Annotated in this window: 15 protein-coding genes; 9 read left to right on the top strand and 6 right to left on the bottom strand. The window is 66.4% G+C overall.

Annotated features, from left to right (window positions below):
- The 4 genes from IP86_RS29265 to IP86_RS16685 form a co-directional block, all read right to left on the bottom strand.
- A partial coding sequence (locus tag IP86_RS29265) for a hypothetical protein (protein WP_502694003.1) occupies positions 1-269 on the bottom strand: 269 nt, incomplete at its 3' end.
- A 140-nt stretch (positions 270-409) separates the two neighbouring features.
- The gene (locus IP86_RS16695) at positions 410-769 is read right to left on the bottom strand and encodes a curlin repeat-containing protein (RefSeq protein WP_054163667.1); all 360 of its coding nucleotides are present in this window, start codon (positions 767-769) and stop codon (positions 410-412) included.
- Between the two features lie 158 nt (positions 770-927).
- Entirely contained in the window at positions 928-1677 is a 750-nt protein-coding gene (locus IP86_RS29710) for a lytic transglycosylase domain-containing protein (protein ID WP_054163666.1), read from the bottom strand.
- Between the two features lie 66 nt (positions 1678-1743).
- Complete coding sequence (locus IP86_RS16685; RefSeq protein ID WP_054163665.1) at positions 1744-2286, bottom strand: hypothetical protein; 543 nt, start codon at positions 2284-2286, stop codon at positions 1744-1746.
- A 392-nt stretch (positions 2287-2678) separates the two neighbouring features.
- On the opposite strand from IP86_RS16685, the gene IP86_RS16680 reads away from it, so the two are divergent.
- From IP86_RS16680 to IP86_RS16660, 5 genes are all read left to right on the top strand, one after another.
- The gene (locus tag IP86_RS16680) at positions 2679-3542 is read left to right on the top strand and encodes an alpha/beta fold hydrolase (RefSeq protein ID WP_054163664.1); all 864 of its coding nucleotides are present in this window, start codon (positions 2679-2681) and stop codon (positions 3540-3542) included.
- Positions 3543-3642: 100 nt separating this feature from the next.
- Complete coding sequence (locus tag IP86_RS16675) at positions 3643-4092, top strand: (2Fe-2S)-binding protein (RefSeq protein ID WP_054163663.1); 450 nt, start codon at positions 3643-3645, stop codon at positions 4090-4092.
- Positions 4089-6272 (top strand): xanthine dehydrogenase family protein molybdopterin-binding subunit, encoded by a 2184-nt coding sequence (locus IP86_RS16670; RefSeq protein WP_054163662.1) that lies wholly within the window; start codon positions 4089-4091, stop codon positions 6270-6272. The genes IP86_RS16675 and IP86_RS16670 overlap by 4 nt, the downstream gene beginning before the upstream one ends.
- Positions 6269-7558: a c-type cytochrome gene (locus tag IP86_RS16665; RefSeq protein ID WP_054163661.1), complete on the top strand. Its 1290-nt coding sequence runs from the start codon at positions 6269-6271 to the stop codon at positions 7556-7558. The genes IP86_RS16670 and IP86_RS16665 overlap by 4 nt, the downstream gene beginning before the upstream one ends.
- A 31-nt stretch (positions 7559-7589) precedes the next feature.
- Positions 7590-8603, top strand: coding sequence for an MBL fold metallo-hydrolase (locus tag IP86_RS16660; RefSeq protein ID WP_054163660.1), 1014 nt, complete (start codon positions 7590-7592; stop codon positions 8601-8603).
- 164 nt (positions 8604-8767) lie between these two features.
- Here IP86_RS16660 and IP86_RS28765 read toward each other — a convergent pair whose 3' ends face one another.
- On the bottom strand, positions 8768-8926 hold the full coding sequence (locus IP86_RS28765; protein ID WP_156332534.1) for a hypothetical protein: 159 nt from the start codon (positions 8924-8926) through the stop codon (positions 8768-8770).
- A gap of 254 nt (positions 8927-9180) precedes the next feature.
- Positions 9181-9624, bottom strand: a complete 444-nt coding sequence (locus tag IP86_RS16655; RefSeq protein ID WP_054163659.1) for a MarR family winged helix-turn-helix transcriptional regulator — start codon at positions 9622-9624, stop codon at positions 9181-9183.
- Positions 9625-9780: 156 nt separating this feature from the next.
- On the opposite strand from IP86_RS16655, the gene IP86_RS16650 reads away from it, so the two are divergent.
- The 4 genes from IP86_RS16650 (at position 9781) to IP86_RS16635 (ending at position 14806) form a co-directional block, all read left to right on the top strand.
- Positions 9781-10965, top strand: coding sequence for a substrate-binding domain-containing protein (locus tag IP86_RS16650; protein WP_054163658.1), 1185 nt, complete (start codon positions 9781-9783; stop codon positions 10963-10965).
- 156 nt (positions 10966-11121) lie between these two features.
- Positions 11122-12636 (top strand): amidase, encoded by a 1515-nt coding sequence (locus IP86_RS16645; protein ID WP_054163657.1) that lies wholly within the window; start codon positions 11122-11124, stop codon positions 12634-12636.
- Between the two features lie 84 nt (positions 12637-12720).
- Positions 12721-13578: a branched-chain amino acid ABC transporter permease gene (locus IP86_RS16640; protein ID WP_054163656.1), complete on the top strand. Its 858-nt coding sequence runs from the start codon at positions 12721-12723 to the stop codon at positions 13576-13578.
- A 4-nt stretch (positions 13579-13582) separates the two neighbouring features.
- A complete protein-coding gene (locus IP86_RS16635; protein ID WP_054163655.1) occupies positions 13583-14806 on the top strand; it encodes a substrate-binding protein in 1224 nt (407 codons plus the stop codon).
- Positions 14807-14895 lie beyond the last annotated feature (89 nt).

The following is a 14895-nucleotide window of genomic DNA, read 5'->3' as shown; positions in this document are numbered from 1 at the left end:
CCAGCGGCCTGCGGCGCCGCCCCAGCCGCCTGCGGCGGTGTCGCCACCGCCCCGGTGCGCGCCGGCCCGCCGCTCTCGGGCGTCTGCGGCAGCGGCGGAGCGTCCGCCGGCCGCTGCCTTAGCGCCGGCAGAAGCCCACCCGACTGCTGGACAAACACCTCGGACGCCACCCTGATCACATGGCCATTCCGATCATGGCCGACGTCGGTCACCGGCGGACCTGCATTCAGGCCCAACGCCGCTGTCAGTGCTGCAGCTACGTACCACATGCTCCTGGCTCCATAAGTCGCCTGCCCCTGGGAGTGATGTTCCGACTCTGTGCAGATTATAACATCCGCACACCCGACCAGAGTGGGAGAGTTGTACCGGTCCACGCAAATCGACGTGGCGAACTGCTCCTGCCCGGCGATCAGCGACTACGTTGCGTCACCGTCGCGCGGTTCAGCGCCCCCTGCTGGATCACCGACGACGCGTTGTTGCTTCCCGACTGCAGCACCGCGACATCGTTCCGGTAACCGCTCTGCGCCACCACCGACGAATTGGCGCGCGGATCGCCGGGAGCGGGTTGCAGCGCGCCGGCGGCCGCGAGGCCCTGGGCGATATCGATCGGCCGCGCGATGGCCAGCGCCGAAGTTGCCTGCTCCAGCGACGCCGAGGTCATCCGGGCCGCGCCCTGCAGGGCTTGCGGCACGAACGCCTCGCCGGCGGCCGCGCCGAAGGTCGTGAGGGCCAGAACGGCGCCGGCGCCGAGGGCAGAAATGAGTTTCATGTCGAATCCGATCCGTTGCAAGGAAGTACTCCTCGGCAGGATGAATCCGCGCTGGTTAAGGTTCAGTTCCGGGTTCCGTCCCGACGCGCATGGTCGCGCCGCGCCGACGATGATAGCTGCTCCAGCCTCACCGACAAGTCACAGCCTGTCGCTGCTATTTAATAGAACTTCTGCCGAATGCAGCTGGTGCAGGGATCGCCGGCGCGCAGCTGCGTGCGGGTGCTGACCAGCGTTGCGCGGCTGTCGCCGCGTAGCTGGTCCAGGATCAGCAATTCGGCTTCCTGCTGGGTCTGCCGGCGGGACCGTTTCCGCACCACGGCCGGAACGGCCGAGAATGCAAAGTCCGGGCTGGCCTGCGCCCATTCGTCGGCGACCCGGCCGGTAATGACATGCACGTAGTGCTGCGTCTCGGCCGGCAGCCGGCTCGTGCCGGCCAGCCAGCGTCTGACCCGCTCCGGCCCCGCATTATAGGCGGCGGCCGCCAGTCCCCAGTTTCCGAAACGGTCCTTGAGATCCTTGAGCAGTTCGGCGGATTTGAGCAGCGCCTCTTCGGGATCGAACGGATTCTTGAGCCCCCGCTGCGCCGCGGTGGCGGGCATGAACTGCGCCACGCCCTGCGCCCCCTTGCTGCTGACCGCATTGGGATCGAACGCGCTTTCCTGGTGGATCAGCCGCTTGAAGAAGTCGGCCGGCACCGCCGACGCCCGCGCGGCGCGCTCGACGAAGGTCAGCAATTCGCCGCGTTGCTGCGGCGCCTCCTGGCGGATGCGACGAAACACCTTCCAGACCGCCAGCCTGGTGGCCGTCACCTGTGCGACCGAAATCTCCGAAGCCGCTTCGCGCGGCGCGCATTCGGCCGCGGACATCATCGCCAGGATGGCCAGCAGCAGGCAGCCAAAAATCTTCATCGTGTGAAATGCCAGTATCGAAATGCCGACGCGGCCGTATTCGCCGGCCGCGGTGATCTACCACGATCAATCTATATCAAATCGCGGCCCGGTCCGGCGAGGAATGTTCGATGAGACCGCGACCGCCTGTGGGGACAGCGGCCGCCTAGCCGCCCGGAGCGATGCGTAGCGCGATCGCAGCCGGGATGTTTGCGATCGGGCCCACGCCGCCAGCCCAACGAGGCCGCCATGGAGCCACGTCGCCCAGCCGACGACAGCCCGTTCCGCCGGATCGAACGCGTTACTGATCGCCCTGCACGCGGCTCGCAATGCCGACGCTGTGACGATGGTCACGCTCGCCGGGAGCACGCCCAGAATGCACAGGCTCAGCGCCCGGTAGGCGAACGGCTCGGCCGGTCCGAACACGACGAAGAAGACGCCGACGAACAGCAGCGTCAGCGCCACGATCATGAGTAGGCGATACAGCAGGACGCCAAGGTCATCGAGCTGCGCCGCGGTGCGCGAGCGCGGCCGGATGGGAATCGGAGTGGTATCCTTTTCCGTCTGCGGACGAACGGCGCAGCACGGCGTCGATCGATTGCCGAACCGATGACTGGAAATCCGCATCATGAGCCATCCACCCGGCTGCTATCAGCTGTTCAGAGCGACGCGATCTGCGTTGCTGATCATGGCCGAGGAGACTGAATAATTCGGAAATAATCGATTAGTTGGCGTGATGAGTGATCGTGCGGGTGACGTAGTCCTGGGCCGGATCGTCGGCCGCTGGTGCCGGTGAATTACCGGGAGTCGGTCTCGCGCATCGCGCAAGGATAAGCTTCGCCGCGGCGCTTCGAACCAGCCCCCGGAGACGGCCTCGCTCGGCTCCAAGACCATCCAAACATCCAATCGCCGGCACAAGTCTGCAATTCGGTCCCGGTCGTCCCGACTATCCTTCGGCCTGCATCGCCGAATCTCCGCAGGGCGTGTCCGTTCGCGGAGAGGCGCTCGAAGGGATCCGCCGAATGACGACACCGCGCCACGCCACGATCCGTGCCAACGGCATCCGGCAATTCTATCGCGAGGCAGGGTCCGGGCCGCCGGTCATCCTGCTGCACGGCTTTCCGGAAACGAGCTATGCGTGGCGGTTTCAGCTTCCCGTGCTGGCCAAGCAGTACCGGGTGATCGCGCCGGATCTGCGCGGCTATGGCGACACCGACAAGCCGGCCGGCGGCTATGACAAGCGCACCATGGCGAGCGATATCGTAGCGCTGGCGCAGGCGCTCGGCATCGGACGCTTCGCGCTGATCGGCCACGACCGCGGCGCGCGCGTGGCGACGCGGCTGACCAAGGATCATCCTGCTCTGGTCGACCGGCTGGTGGTGATGGACAACGTGCCGACCCGCATCGTGGCGCGCGACATGAACGCCAGGATCGCCCGGGAATACTGGTTCTTCCTGTTTCACCAGGTCGCCGATCTGCCGGAAGCGCTGATCGCCGGCCGCGAGGAGATCTGGCTGCGCCACTTCTTCACCGACTGGTGCCACGATCCCAAGAGCATCACCGAGGATGCGGTCGCCGCTTACGTGAAAGCGTTTGCCGCGGAAGGCGGCGTGCGCGGCGCGCTGTCGGACTATCGCGCCGGCGCCGACGATATCGCCCAGGATCTCGCCGACGCCGACGTCAAAATCGCGTGCCCGACGCTGTCGCTGTGGGGCGCGGATTTCGGCGCGGTCGGCAAGCTGTTCGACATGGAGGCGGTGTGGCGCGAGATGGCCAGCGACCTGCGCGTTGCCGCCATCCCGCAATGCGGACACCTGCCGCACGAGGAGCAGCCTGAGATCGTCACCAACCTGCTGCTCGAGTTTCTGGACGGCTGGAAAGGATGACGCGCATCCGGTGATCGACTTATCCAACACGCGACGGAAATCGACAAGAGGCCACCCCGGCATCGGCTGATACTCGCGGTGTAGAATCGACGGGAAGACGATGCTGGCACTCAAGGTCAACGGCCGCGACTACACGGTGGATGCGCCGGACGACATGCCGCTGCTCTGGGTCCTGCGCGACCTGATCAAGCTACGCGGCACCAAGTTCGGCTGCGGCATTGCGCAATGCGGCGCCTGCACGGTGCATCTCGGCGGCGAGCCGGTGCGGTCCTGCGTTCTGCCGGTCGGCAGTGTCGGAGGCCGCGCCATCACCACGATCGAGGGCGTCGGCCAGACCGAGGCCGGCCACAAGGTGCAGCAGGCCTGGCTCGATCTCGAAGTCGTGCAATGCGGCTACTGCCAGTCCGGCCAGATCATGAGCGCAGCGGCGCTGCTCGGCCGCGAAGCTCAACCAGACGACGCCATGATCGACGCGGCGATGGCCGGCAACATCTGCCGCTGCGCCACCTATGTGCGGATCCGCGCCGCCATTAAGGCGGCGGCGACATGACCGCGTCTCACGAGAGTCGTTCACAGGCGCGCGGCCCCTCGCGCCGCGCGTTTCTGGCTGGCGCGCTGGTGATCGCTTTCGTGCGACCGGGCAAAGCGCATGCCGCGCCGCTCGAGGCGGGCCCTGCGTCATCGCCGGCGCAACTCGGCGGCTTCGTCCGCATCGCGCCGAGTGGTGAGATCACGCTGGTGATGCCGAGCGTCGAGATGGGGCAGGGCATCTACACGGCCGAAGCGGCGCTGCTCGCCGAAGAACTCGACGTCCGGCTCGACCAGATCACCGCGGTGGCGGCGCCGCCCGACGTCGCGCTGTACGCCCAGCCGCTGTTCAAGGCACAACTGACCGGCGGTTCGACCTCGATCCGCGGCTTCTGGACGCCGCTGCGGCAGGCCGGTGCGGCGGCGCGCCAGATGCTGGTCGCCGCGGCGGCGCAGCGTTGGCAGGTCGATGCGGCTGATTGCGTCACCCGCGACGGCACCATCACCCACACGCCGAGCGGCCGGTCGCTTCCCTATGCGGAGGTCGCGGCGGAGGCCGCCTTGCTGCCGATCCCGACGCAGCCGCGCCTCAAAGCACCCGCCGACTACAAACTGATCGGCAAGAGCCTGAAGCGGATCGATACGCCCGGCAAAGTCGACGGCAGCGCGATCTACGGCATCGACATCGACGTGCCGGGCATGAAAACGGCGGTGCTGGCGATCTGCCCGGTAGCGGGCGGCACGCTGCGCGCGATGGATGATACCAAGGCACGGCGGCTGCCCGGCGTGATCGACGTGCTGCGCATCGACGACGCGGTCGCGGTGGTGGGCGAGCATTACTGGGCCGCCAAGACCGGCTGCGATGCGCTGGATCTCGATTGGGATTACGGCGCCAATGCCACCCTCTCGTCGGAGGGTATCCGGCAGGATGCCAAAGCGGCGTCGACCAGCGTCACGCCGATCGAGGCGCTGAAGCATGGCGATGTGGACGCGGCGTTCGCGCAGGCCAAGCGCCGCATCGATGCCGAATACGAGATGCCGTTTCTGGCGCATGCCACGATGGAGCCGATCAACACCACGGTGCATGTGCGGCCGGACGGTTGCGACATCTGGGTCGGCACCCAGACGCCGGCGGTGGCGCAGCGCCACGCGGCGCAGATCATCGGGCTGCCGGTCGAGAAAGTCGCGGTCCACAATCAGCTGATCGGCGGCGGCTTCGGCAGAAGGCTGCAGGCCGACACGATCGAGCAGGCGGTGCGCTTCGCCAAGCAGGTACCCTATCCGCTCAAGGTGATCTGGACGCGCGAGCAGGACATCCGGCACGACCGCTTCCGGCCTTATTACTACGACCGCTTCAGCGCCGGTCTCGACGAAAACGGCCTGCCGGTCGCCTGGACGCATCGCACCACCTCCGGCACCGTGCGCAAGGATTTCGACGACAACGGCTGGCCGCAGGGCAAGCTCGACAAGGACGCCGTCGACGGCTCCTGGGACAGCCCCTACGCGTTTCCGAACATCCGGGTCGACTGGGTCCGGCACGATCCGCCGATCCGGCTGAACTGGTGGCGCGGCGTCGGGCCGACCCACAATGTGTTCGTGCTCGAAAGCTTTGTCGATGAGCTGGCACACAGCGTCGGCCGCGACCCGATCGACTATCGTCGCGCACTGCTGCCGGCCGACAACGTCCGTGCCCGGCATGTGCTCGATCTGGCAACCGAGAAGGCGAACTGGGGCGCGCCGCAAGGCGGCCGGATCGGCCGCGGGGTCTCGCTGCATCAGAATTTTGGAAGCTTCTCGGCGCTGGTTGTCGAAGTCGCGGTGGCTGCCTCTGGCGAGGTCACACTGCGCAAGGCCGTCGCGGCGGTCGATTGCGGCACTCTGATCAATCCCGACATCGTCCGCGCGCAGATCGAAGGCGGCGTGCTGTTCGGCCTGTCGGCTGCACTGTTCAATGGCATCACCTTCGCGAATGGCCGCGTGCAGCAGAGCAATTTCAACGACTATCGGCAACTGCGTATCAACGAGACGCCCTCGGTCGAGGTGCATCTGGTCGACAGCCGCGAGCCGCCCGGCGGGCTTGGCGAGGTCGGCACCGTCTCGGCCGCGCCGGCGCTCGCCAACGCCATCTTCGCCGCCACCGGCGTCCGGCTGCGTCGGCTGCCGATCGACAAAGCGGCGCTCAAAGCCCGGGACGCGACGTGACCCGCATCCTCACTATCATCGTTGCCGTTGTGATCGTGGCCGCCGCGCTGGCCGGCTGGTTCTTCTTCTGGCCGGCGAAGCTGACGCAGGTTCAAGCCTCGCCCAATCAGCCGACCGGTGCGGCGCTGATCGCGCGCGGCGCGTATCTCACGACGGCTGCCGATTGTGAGAGCTGCCACACCGCGCGGGGCGGCAAGCCGTTCGCCGGTGGGCGTGCCTTCAAGCTGCCGTTCGGCACGATCTACTCGTCGAACATCACGCCCGATGCCGAGACCGGCATCGGCAAATGGTCCGACGCCGAATTCGTCCGCGCGCTGCATCAGGGCATCGGCCGCGCCGGCGAGGATCTTTATCCAGCCTTGCCGTACACGTCCTACGCGTTGCTTTCGACCGACGATGTATTGGCGATCCGCGCTTATCTGGCGACGCTGCGGCCGGTCGCAACGCAGCCGCCGGCGAATACGCTGAGCTTTCCGTTCAATCAGCGCTTCGTGCTGCGCGCCTGGAAGCTGCTGTTCATGCCGACGCAGCCCTGGCAGCCGTCGCCGGAGCGCGATGCGCAATGGAACAAGGGCGCTTACCTGGTCGAAGCGCTGGCACATTGCGGTGAGTGCCACACGCCGCGCAATTTCATGTTCGCAATGAAGCGCAGCGAGAAATTTGCCGGCGCCGTGGTCGACGGCTACAAGGCCTACAACATCACGCCGGATGTAGAGACCGGCATCGGCCGCTGGTCCGACGCCGAGATCAGTGCCTATCTCTCGACCGGCCACGCGTCGGGCCACGGCGGCGCCTCCGGCGGCATGGCGGAAGCGATCAAGTTCAGCCTCGGTCGCCTGCCGCGCGACGACATCGCGGCGATCACCGCTTATCTCAAAACCGTGCCGCCGCAACGCTCGACGCTGTCGCCGTCGGTCAATCCGAATCCGACGACGCTGGCGAGCGCAGGGCCGTGGCTGCCTGGCGAGAGCAGCGGCGGTGATCCGATCGGCCAGCGTATTTTCGCCTCGGCCTGCGCCAGTTGCCACGGATGGGACGGCAGCGGCCGGCAGACCGGCAACGCGTCGCTGCGCGGCGCCCGCAGCGTCAACGATGTCGAGGGCGTCAATGTCGTGCGCACGGTTCTGCAAGGCGTCGCCGTCAACTCGCCGACCGGGTCGATGCAGGCGTTCGCGGCGGCCTACTCCAACGACGAGATCGCCGCCGTCGCCAACTACGTGATCGGCCATTTCGGCGGCAAGCCGGGTCGCGTCTCGTCGCAAGATGTCAAAGCGGCGCGCGACTGACTGCGCGCAACGTGGGGCGAGGAGAAACCAGATGAAACCGATCAAGGCCATTCTGCTCGGGCTGTCGCTGTCCATGCTGGCCATCGCGGCAGCGCCGGCCGCCGCGCCGCAGGTCCGTACCCAGGCGCCTGGTTATTACCGGATGATGCTCGGCCGGTTCGAGATCACCGCGCTGCTCGACGGTACGCATCCGTTTCCCGTCAACAAGGTGATGCTACGCAACGAGACGGATGCCGACGGCAAGCGGCGCGCGGTGCAGCTCTCCGAGGCGCATCCGGGCGAAGCCGAGGCGCTGCTCGCCGCGGAGCGGCTGTCGATCCCGCTCGAAGGCGCCATCAACGCCTTCCTGATCAACACCGGCGACAAGCTCGTTCTGATCGACAGCGGCGCCGGCAGTCTTTACGGCGAGTGCTGCGGCCATCTGATCGAGAATTTGCGGGCGGCCGGCTACCAGCCCGAGCAGGTCGACGAGATCTACCTCACGCATCTGCACGCCGACCACGTCGGCGGCATCGCGCCGCACGGCAAGCCCGCCTTCGCCCATGCGATCATTCGCGTCAATCAGAAGGACGTCGATTACTGGCTCGATCCGGCCAGCGAGGGCAAGGCACCGGCGTTTCTGAAGTCGATGTTCGACGGCGACCGCGCCTCACTGAAACCCTATCAGGAGTCCGGACGGCTGAAGCCGTTCAAGGATGGTGAGCTATTGTCGCCCGGCATCCGCGCGATCCCGACCGCTGGCCATACGCCCGGTCACACCTCCTACGAAGTCAGCAGCGAAGGCCAGCGCCTGCTGGTATGGGGCGATCTCGTCCACGTCGCCCCGATCCAGTTTCGCGATCCGGCGATCACGCTGACCTACGACAGCGATCCGTTCGCGGCGGAGGCGCAGCGCACCACGATCTTCGCCGACGCGGCAACCAGCGGTACCTGGATCGCCGCGGCGCATATCGCGTTTCCCGGCATCGGCCACATCTTGCCCGCCGGCACCCGCTTCGCCTGGATCCCGGCGAGCTACACGACGCTGCTGGGGACGAAGGAGTAAGCCAGTCCCGCCGACGAATTCAATACGAGTTAGACAGGCGACACCCCCGCCGTCATTGCGAGGAGCGTAGCGACGAAGCAATCCAGCACCGTGCACGGGGGCTGGATTGCTTCGCTTCGCTCGCAATGACGGGGAGAGGTGGTGCCCTGAAGACCTGATAGACCCTACGATCTTCGCGACGGCTTGATCACCTTGTCGGAATTGCGGTCGGTGTCGTCGAGCGGCGGGCCGTCTTCCGGGCGCGGCGGCATGTGGTGGCCGCCCTGCTTCTGCTGAATGCGCTCGCGCTCTGCCGGATCTTCAACGGATTTCTGCGTGGTCATCGGCTCCTCCTCGGAAATGTCGGCCAGAGGTGCAAAGCAGCCAGCCGGGAGGGGTTCCTAAAGCGGTTCTGTTCGTATTCGACACAGCGAGCTATTTGGGCGGTCGCGACAAGACACCCTCATGGTGAGGAAGGCGCGCAGCGCCGTCTCGAACCATGGGCCGCAGGCGAAGCGTGGCCTCGTCCTTCGAGGCGCCCGGCTTCGCCGGGCTCCTCGGGAAGAGGAGTTAGCGCTTATCGGGAGGGCCAGCTCGCTCAAGTCGCGGCGTCGATCAGGCTCTCCAGCAGGCGCTTCAGCTCCGCCGTCGCCTTGTCGCCGTAGCTCTCGGCGATATGCGCCTCCTGGCTCAGCGCCAGCGCGTTGAGGCGCTGGGTCAGCGCCTTGCCGCGTTCGGAGCTGTACATCAGGACCTTGCGGCGGTCTTCCGGATCCTGCGCCCGATACACCAGCGAGTCCGACACCATGCGGTCGATCATCTTGGTCAGCGTCGGGTGGTTGAGCAGCACTTCCTCGGCGAGTTCGCCCATCGAGTGGCCCTTGCCGTCGGACAGCACCTTGAGGATGCGCCACTGCTCGACCGGCACGCCTTCATCGCGCAGCCGCGCCTCGAGCTGCCGGTTGATCTCCCGGTTGGCCTGCGCGAGCAGATAGGCGAGGTGTTCGGTGATCGGCGGGTTGCGGCTGGGCGATTTGGCCACGATGAGACTTCGTCGTTCGAAATGAATGAATCGCGTGCTGCGTTTGCTGCATCTATATGCACATCAATTCTTGAAAGTTCAATATTTTCGAATAGCATTCGTCACCGTACGGACAGGACTTTCGCAGGATGTCCGCACCAATAGTCAGGAGAGGGCGTGCTCTCGATCGGGGATCTCGGACACGGTGCGGCCGTTCCGCCGCCACTGGGCGTGCTTGACCGGGTGTCTTCGCTCGACGACGCGGCATGGATCGATTGCCCCGGCGATGGCCTTGGCGCAGCGGCCCGGCGGGCCCGGAGCAAGCTGCGGATCGGCAACTTCGTCACCTTCCAGGGCGCGCCCGGCCTGTGGGGGCCGGCCTGCTGCAACGCCTCGCTGCTCGCCGCCGCCGAGATCAACAAGCGCGGGGGCCTGCTCGGCCGCGAGATCGAACTGGTGATGTACGACGCCGGCGGCCCGATCGAGGACGTCGCGCAGCGTGTCGCCCGCGCGGTCGAGGACGAAGACGTCGACATCGTCATGGGCTCGCATATCAGCGCCGTCCGTGTCGCGCTGCGCAACGCCATCCGCGGCCGCGTCCCTTATATCTACACGCCGGTCTATGAAGGCGGCGAGCGCGCCCCGGGCGTGCTGACGATCGGCGAGACGCCGCGCTGGCAGAGCCGGCCGGCGATCGACTGGCTCACCCAGGTCAAGCGCGCCAAGCGTTGGTATCTGATCGGCAGCGACTACGTCTGGCCGTGGCTGTCGCATCGCGCGGTGAAGACCTACATCAAGGACGCCGGCGGTCAGGTGGTGGGCGAGGAGTTCGTGCCGCTGGGCGAGGACAATCACGAGCGGCATCTGGCGCGGATTCGCGCCGCGCGGCCCGATGTGGTGCTGATCTCGCTGATCGGTACCGACAGCGTCACCTTCAATCGCGCCTTCGCCGAATGCGGCCTGTCCGCCGGCATCCTGCGGCTGGCCGGCGCGATGGACGAGACGGTGCTGCTCGGCATCGGTGCCGAGGCTACAGAAAACCTGTTCTGTGCGTCCGGCTATTTCGGCTGTCAGGATTCGCGCGATAACGACGAATTCCGTTCCTCCTACGTCCGCGCCTTCGGCCCGACCGCGCCGCCGGTCGGCTCGGTCGGGCAGTCCAACTACGAAGGCCTGCGATTTCTCGAAGCCATCGCCCAGAAAGCCCAGACGCTGGCGCCGCGGGCGCTGCTCTCGGCCGGCAAGAACATCGTCTATCACGGCGCGCGCGGTCCGGTGACGATCCGGGACGGCCGCGCGCGGATGAGTATCCATCTCGCGCAGGCGGATGGCCTCGACTTCAAGCTGATCCGCGCCTTCTGACCCGGGCTTGACGGCGCCATCAGCTTCCCACAAAATAATACTTGAAATAGAAAATATTTCTGTATGTAGTAACAAGATGACGCAGCGCCCCCTCGGGTCGCGGCCGGTCGTCCCCGGACCGGTGGCGTCGACAGGTTCACGCGCAGGAGATCGATCTTGGCAGTCTCGCTTCCCACCCCCACGCAGCTTCTCGATGTCGCCGATCAGTGCGGCCTGGCCCTCACCGACGAGGATGTGGCGTCGTTCCGCGCCCTGATGCAGCCGTCGGTCGATGCCTACAATGTCGTGGCGATGCTGCCGGACGAAGTGCCGCTGGTGAAGTATCCGCGCACGCCCGGCTACACGCCCGGCGCCGAAGAGGATCCGCGCAACGCCTGGTATCGCAAGTCGAGCGTGAAGGGCGCCGCCTCCGGCAAGCTCAAGGGCAAGACCGTCGCGCTGAAGGACAACATCATGCTGGCCGGCGTGCCGATGATGAACGGCTCGTCGACGCTCGAAGGCTTCGTGCCGGACTTCGATGCCACCATCGTCACCCGCATCCTCGACGCCGGCGGCGAGATCCTCGGCAAGACGCATTGCGAGCACTTCTGTATCTCGGGCGGCAGCCACACCGGCTCCAACGGCCCGGTGCACAACCCGCACAAGATGGGCTACTCGGCGGGCGGCTCGTCGTCGGGCAGCGCCGTGGTGGTCGCGCTCGGCGAGGCCGACATGGCGATCGGCGGCGACCAGGGCGGATCAATCCGCATGCCGTCGTCGTTCAGCGGCACCTACGGCATGAAGCCGACCTGGGGGCTGGTGCCCTACACCGGCATCATGCCGATCGAAATCTTCGTCGACCACACCGGCCCGATGACCGCTTCGGTCGCCGACAACGCGCTGCTGCTCGAAGTGCTGGCCGGCGACGACGGCTACGATCCGCGGATCCGCGCGCCGATCGTGCACGAATACACCAAGGCGCTCGGCACCGGCGTCAAGGGCATGAAGATCGGCATCGTCAAGGAAGGCTTCGATCAGCCCGGCGCCGAGACCGCAGTGAACGAAAGCGTCCGCGAGGCCGCCAAGCGTCTCGCCAGCCTGGGCGCCACCGTCGAGGAAATCTCGATCCCGGCGCATCTCGTTGCGGGCGCCGTATGGACGCCGATTGGCGCCGAGGGCATCGCGCAGACCATGATGTTCGGCGACGGCTACGGTCTCAGCCGCGCGGATCTGTATTCGACCGCGCTGATGAAGGCGCATCGCGGCTGGCGCGACCAGGCGGACTCGCTGTCCGAGACCACCAAGCTGTTCCTGATGCTCGGGACCTATATCAACAACACTTTCGGTCCGCGCTACTACGGCAAGGCCGTCAACATCTCCCGCCGCATCACCGCGTCGTACGACGCGGCGCTGGCGAACTACGATCTGCTGCTGATGCCGACGACGCCGATGAAGGCGACACCGCTGCCGGTGCCGGGCGCCGGCCGCGAGGAGGTCGTCAGCCGCGCCTTCGAGATGATCAGCAACACCGCTCCGTTCGACATCACCCATCATCCGGCGATGTCGGTGCCGTGCGGCATGGTCGACGGCCTGCCGGTCGGCATGATGCTGGTCGGCAAGCACTTCGACGAGCCGACCATCTACCGCGCCGCGCATGCGTTCGAGCAGGCCGGCGACTGGAAGAAGATGTGAGGCGCATGATCCGGAACGCCGTGTCCCGGCGCTCCGGATCGCCCGCGCGCATCAACGCTCGCTCCTCCATCCGGTAAAGGTCGAATGGAAAATCTGCTCGTCGCCCTGTTCGAGATTCTGAGTTTCGGCGCCATCGTGGTGCTGGTGGTGCTGGGCCTCGGAATCATCGCCAGCATGATGGGGATCTTCAACTTCGCGCAGGGCGAGTTCGTCCTGCTCGGCGCCTACATCACCTATCTGGCGCACACGGCGGGGCTGCCGGTCTGGACCGGCATGCTCGCCGCGCCGTTCGTGGTCGGCGCACTCGGTTTCGTTCTCGAACGACTGATCGTGCGACGATTCTACGCCGCGCCGATCGTCGCGATGCTCGGCACCTACGCGCTCGGCCTGATCATCCGCGAGATCGTCCGCGGCCTGATCGGCGGTCTGTATATTTCGGTGCCCGAGCCGGTCGGCGGCTCGGTGGCGCTCGGCTCGATGCACTTCTCGACCTGGCGGCTGGTGATCATCGTCATCACCGCGCTGGTGATGGTGGCGAGCTATCTGCTGCTGTCGCGGACCTCGTTCGGCCTGCGCGTTCGCGCCTCGCTGGAAAATCCGGCGCTGGCCCGCGCCTCCGGCATCTCCACCAACGCGATCTACGGCGCCACCTTCGCGTTCGGCGCTGCGCTGGCTGGCCTCGCCGGGGCGCTGATCGTTCCGGTGTTCTCGCTGTTCGCCGACCTCGGCCTGCGCTTCCTGATCCAGGGCTTCGTGGCCGTGATGGTCGGCGGCATCGGATCGTTCGCCGGCCCGGTCGCTGGCGCCGGCGTGATCGGCACGCTGTCCGCGGCGCTGCCCTGGGTGATTCAGCCGGTGATCGCCGACGTCCTCGTCTTCGTGCTCGCGATCATCTTCATCAAGTTCCGGCCGCAGGGCCTCGTTTCGGGAAAAGGGATCTAGCCTGATGTCCAGCGACTCCGACTTCCAGCTCAATCGACGCCGCTTTCTCTCCAACTTCGCCTTTGCGGGCACCGCGATCGCCACCGGCGTCGGCAGCTGGGTTGTCCCGGCCGGCTGGGCGAACGCAGCGGCCGGCCCGATCAAGGTCGGCATCGCCACCGACCTCACCGGCCCGATCGGCTATGCGGGCAACGCCGACGCCAACGTCGCCAAGATGGTGATCAAGCAGATCAACGATGCCGGCGGCCTGCTCGGCCGGCCGCTCGAACTGTACATCGAGGACACCGCGTCGAACGAAGCTGTCGCGGTCGGCAACGTCCGCAAGCTGATCCAGCGCGACAAGGTCGACATGGTGCTCGGCGGCGTCACCTCGTCGATGCGCAACGCCATCAAGGACGTCATCGTCTCGCGCGGCAAGACGCTGTACATCTATCCGCAGCTCTACGAAGGCAAGGAATGCACCGCCAATCTGTTCTGCACCGGCCCGACCCCGGCGCAGCAGTGCGACGAATTCATCCCGTGGCTGATCAAGAACGGCGGCAAGAAGTTCGCGCTGCCGAGCGCCAACTATGTCTGGCCGCACACGCTCAATACCTATGCCCGCAAGGTGATCGAGGCCAATGGCGGCGAGGTCGTACTCGAGGAGTACTATCCGCTCGATCAGATCGACTTCTCGTCGACCGTCAACCGCATCATCTCCAACAAGGTCGACGTGGTGTTCAACACCATCATCCCGCCGGGCGTCGGGCCGTTCTTCAAGCAGCTTTATGAAGCCGGCTTCCTCAAGAACGGCGGCCGCCTGGCCTGCGTGTACTATGACGAGAACACGCTCGGCATCAACCAGCCGGCCGAAATCGAAGGCCTGGCGAGCTGCCTCGACTACTTCAAGGCGGTCGCCAAGGACGATCCGGTCAGCGCCAAGATCCAGGCCGAATACGACAAGGCTTTCCCCGGCACCTTCCTGTTCGCCGCCGGCAGCGCCGCCACCGGCACCTATCGCGGCCTCAAGCTATGGGAAGCGGCCGTCAAGGAAGCCGGCAAGGTCGATCGCGACGGCGTCGCTGCGGCGCTCGATCACGCCAAGATCGCCGAAGGCCCCGGCGGTCCCGCCGAGATGGTCCCCGGCAAGCGCCACTGCAAGATGAACATGTACACGGCGGTCGCCAAGAACGGCAACTACGAGATCGTCGAGCGCAGCAAGGGTCTGGTCGACCCGAAGGAATGCTGATGGCGGGTCGGCCTCTGCCCTTTCCACACGCACGGCCGGCACCTCTCCCCGCTTGCGGGGAGAGGTCGGCGCGCTCTTGCGCGGCGGGT

The sequence above is a fragment of the Rhodopseudomonas sp. AAP120 genome, from assembly GCF_001295845.1.
GTDB lineage: Bacteria > Pseudomonadota > Alphaproteobacteria > Rhizobiales > Xanthobacteraceae > Rhodopseudomonas.
Note: the sequence above shows the minus strand (reverse complement) of the source record. Positions and strands in the feature narration are given on the sequence as shown.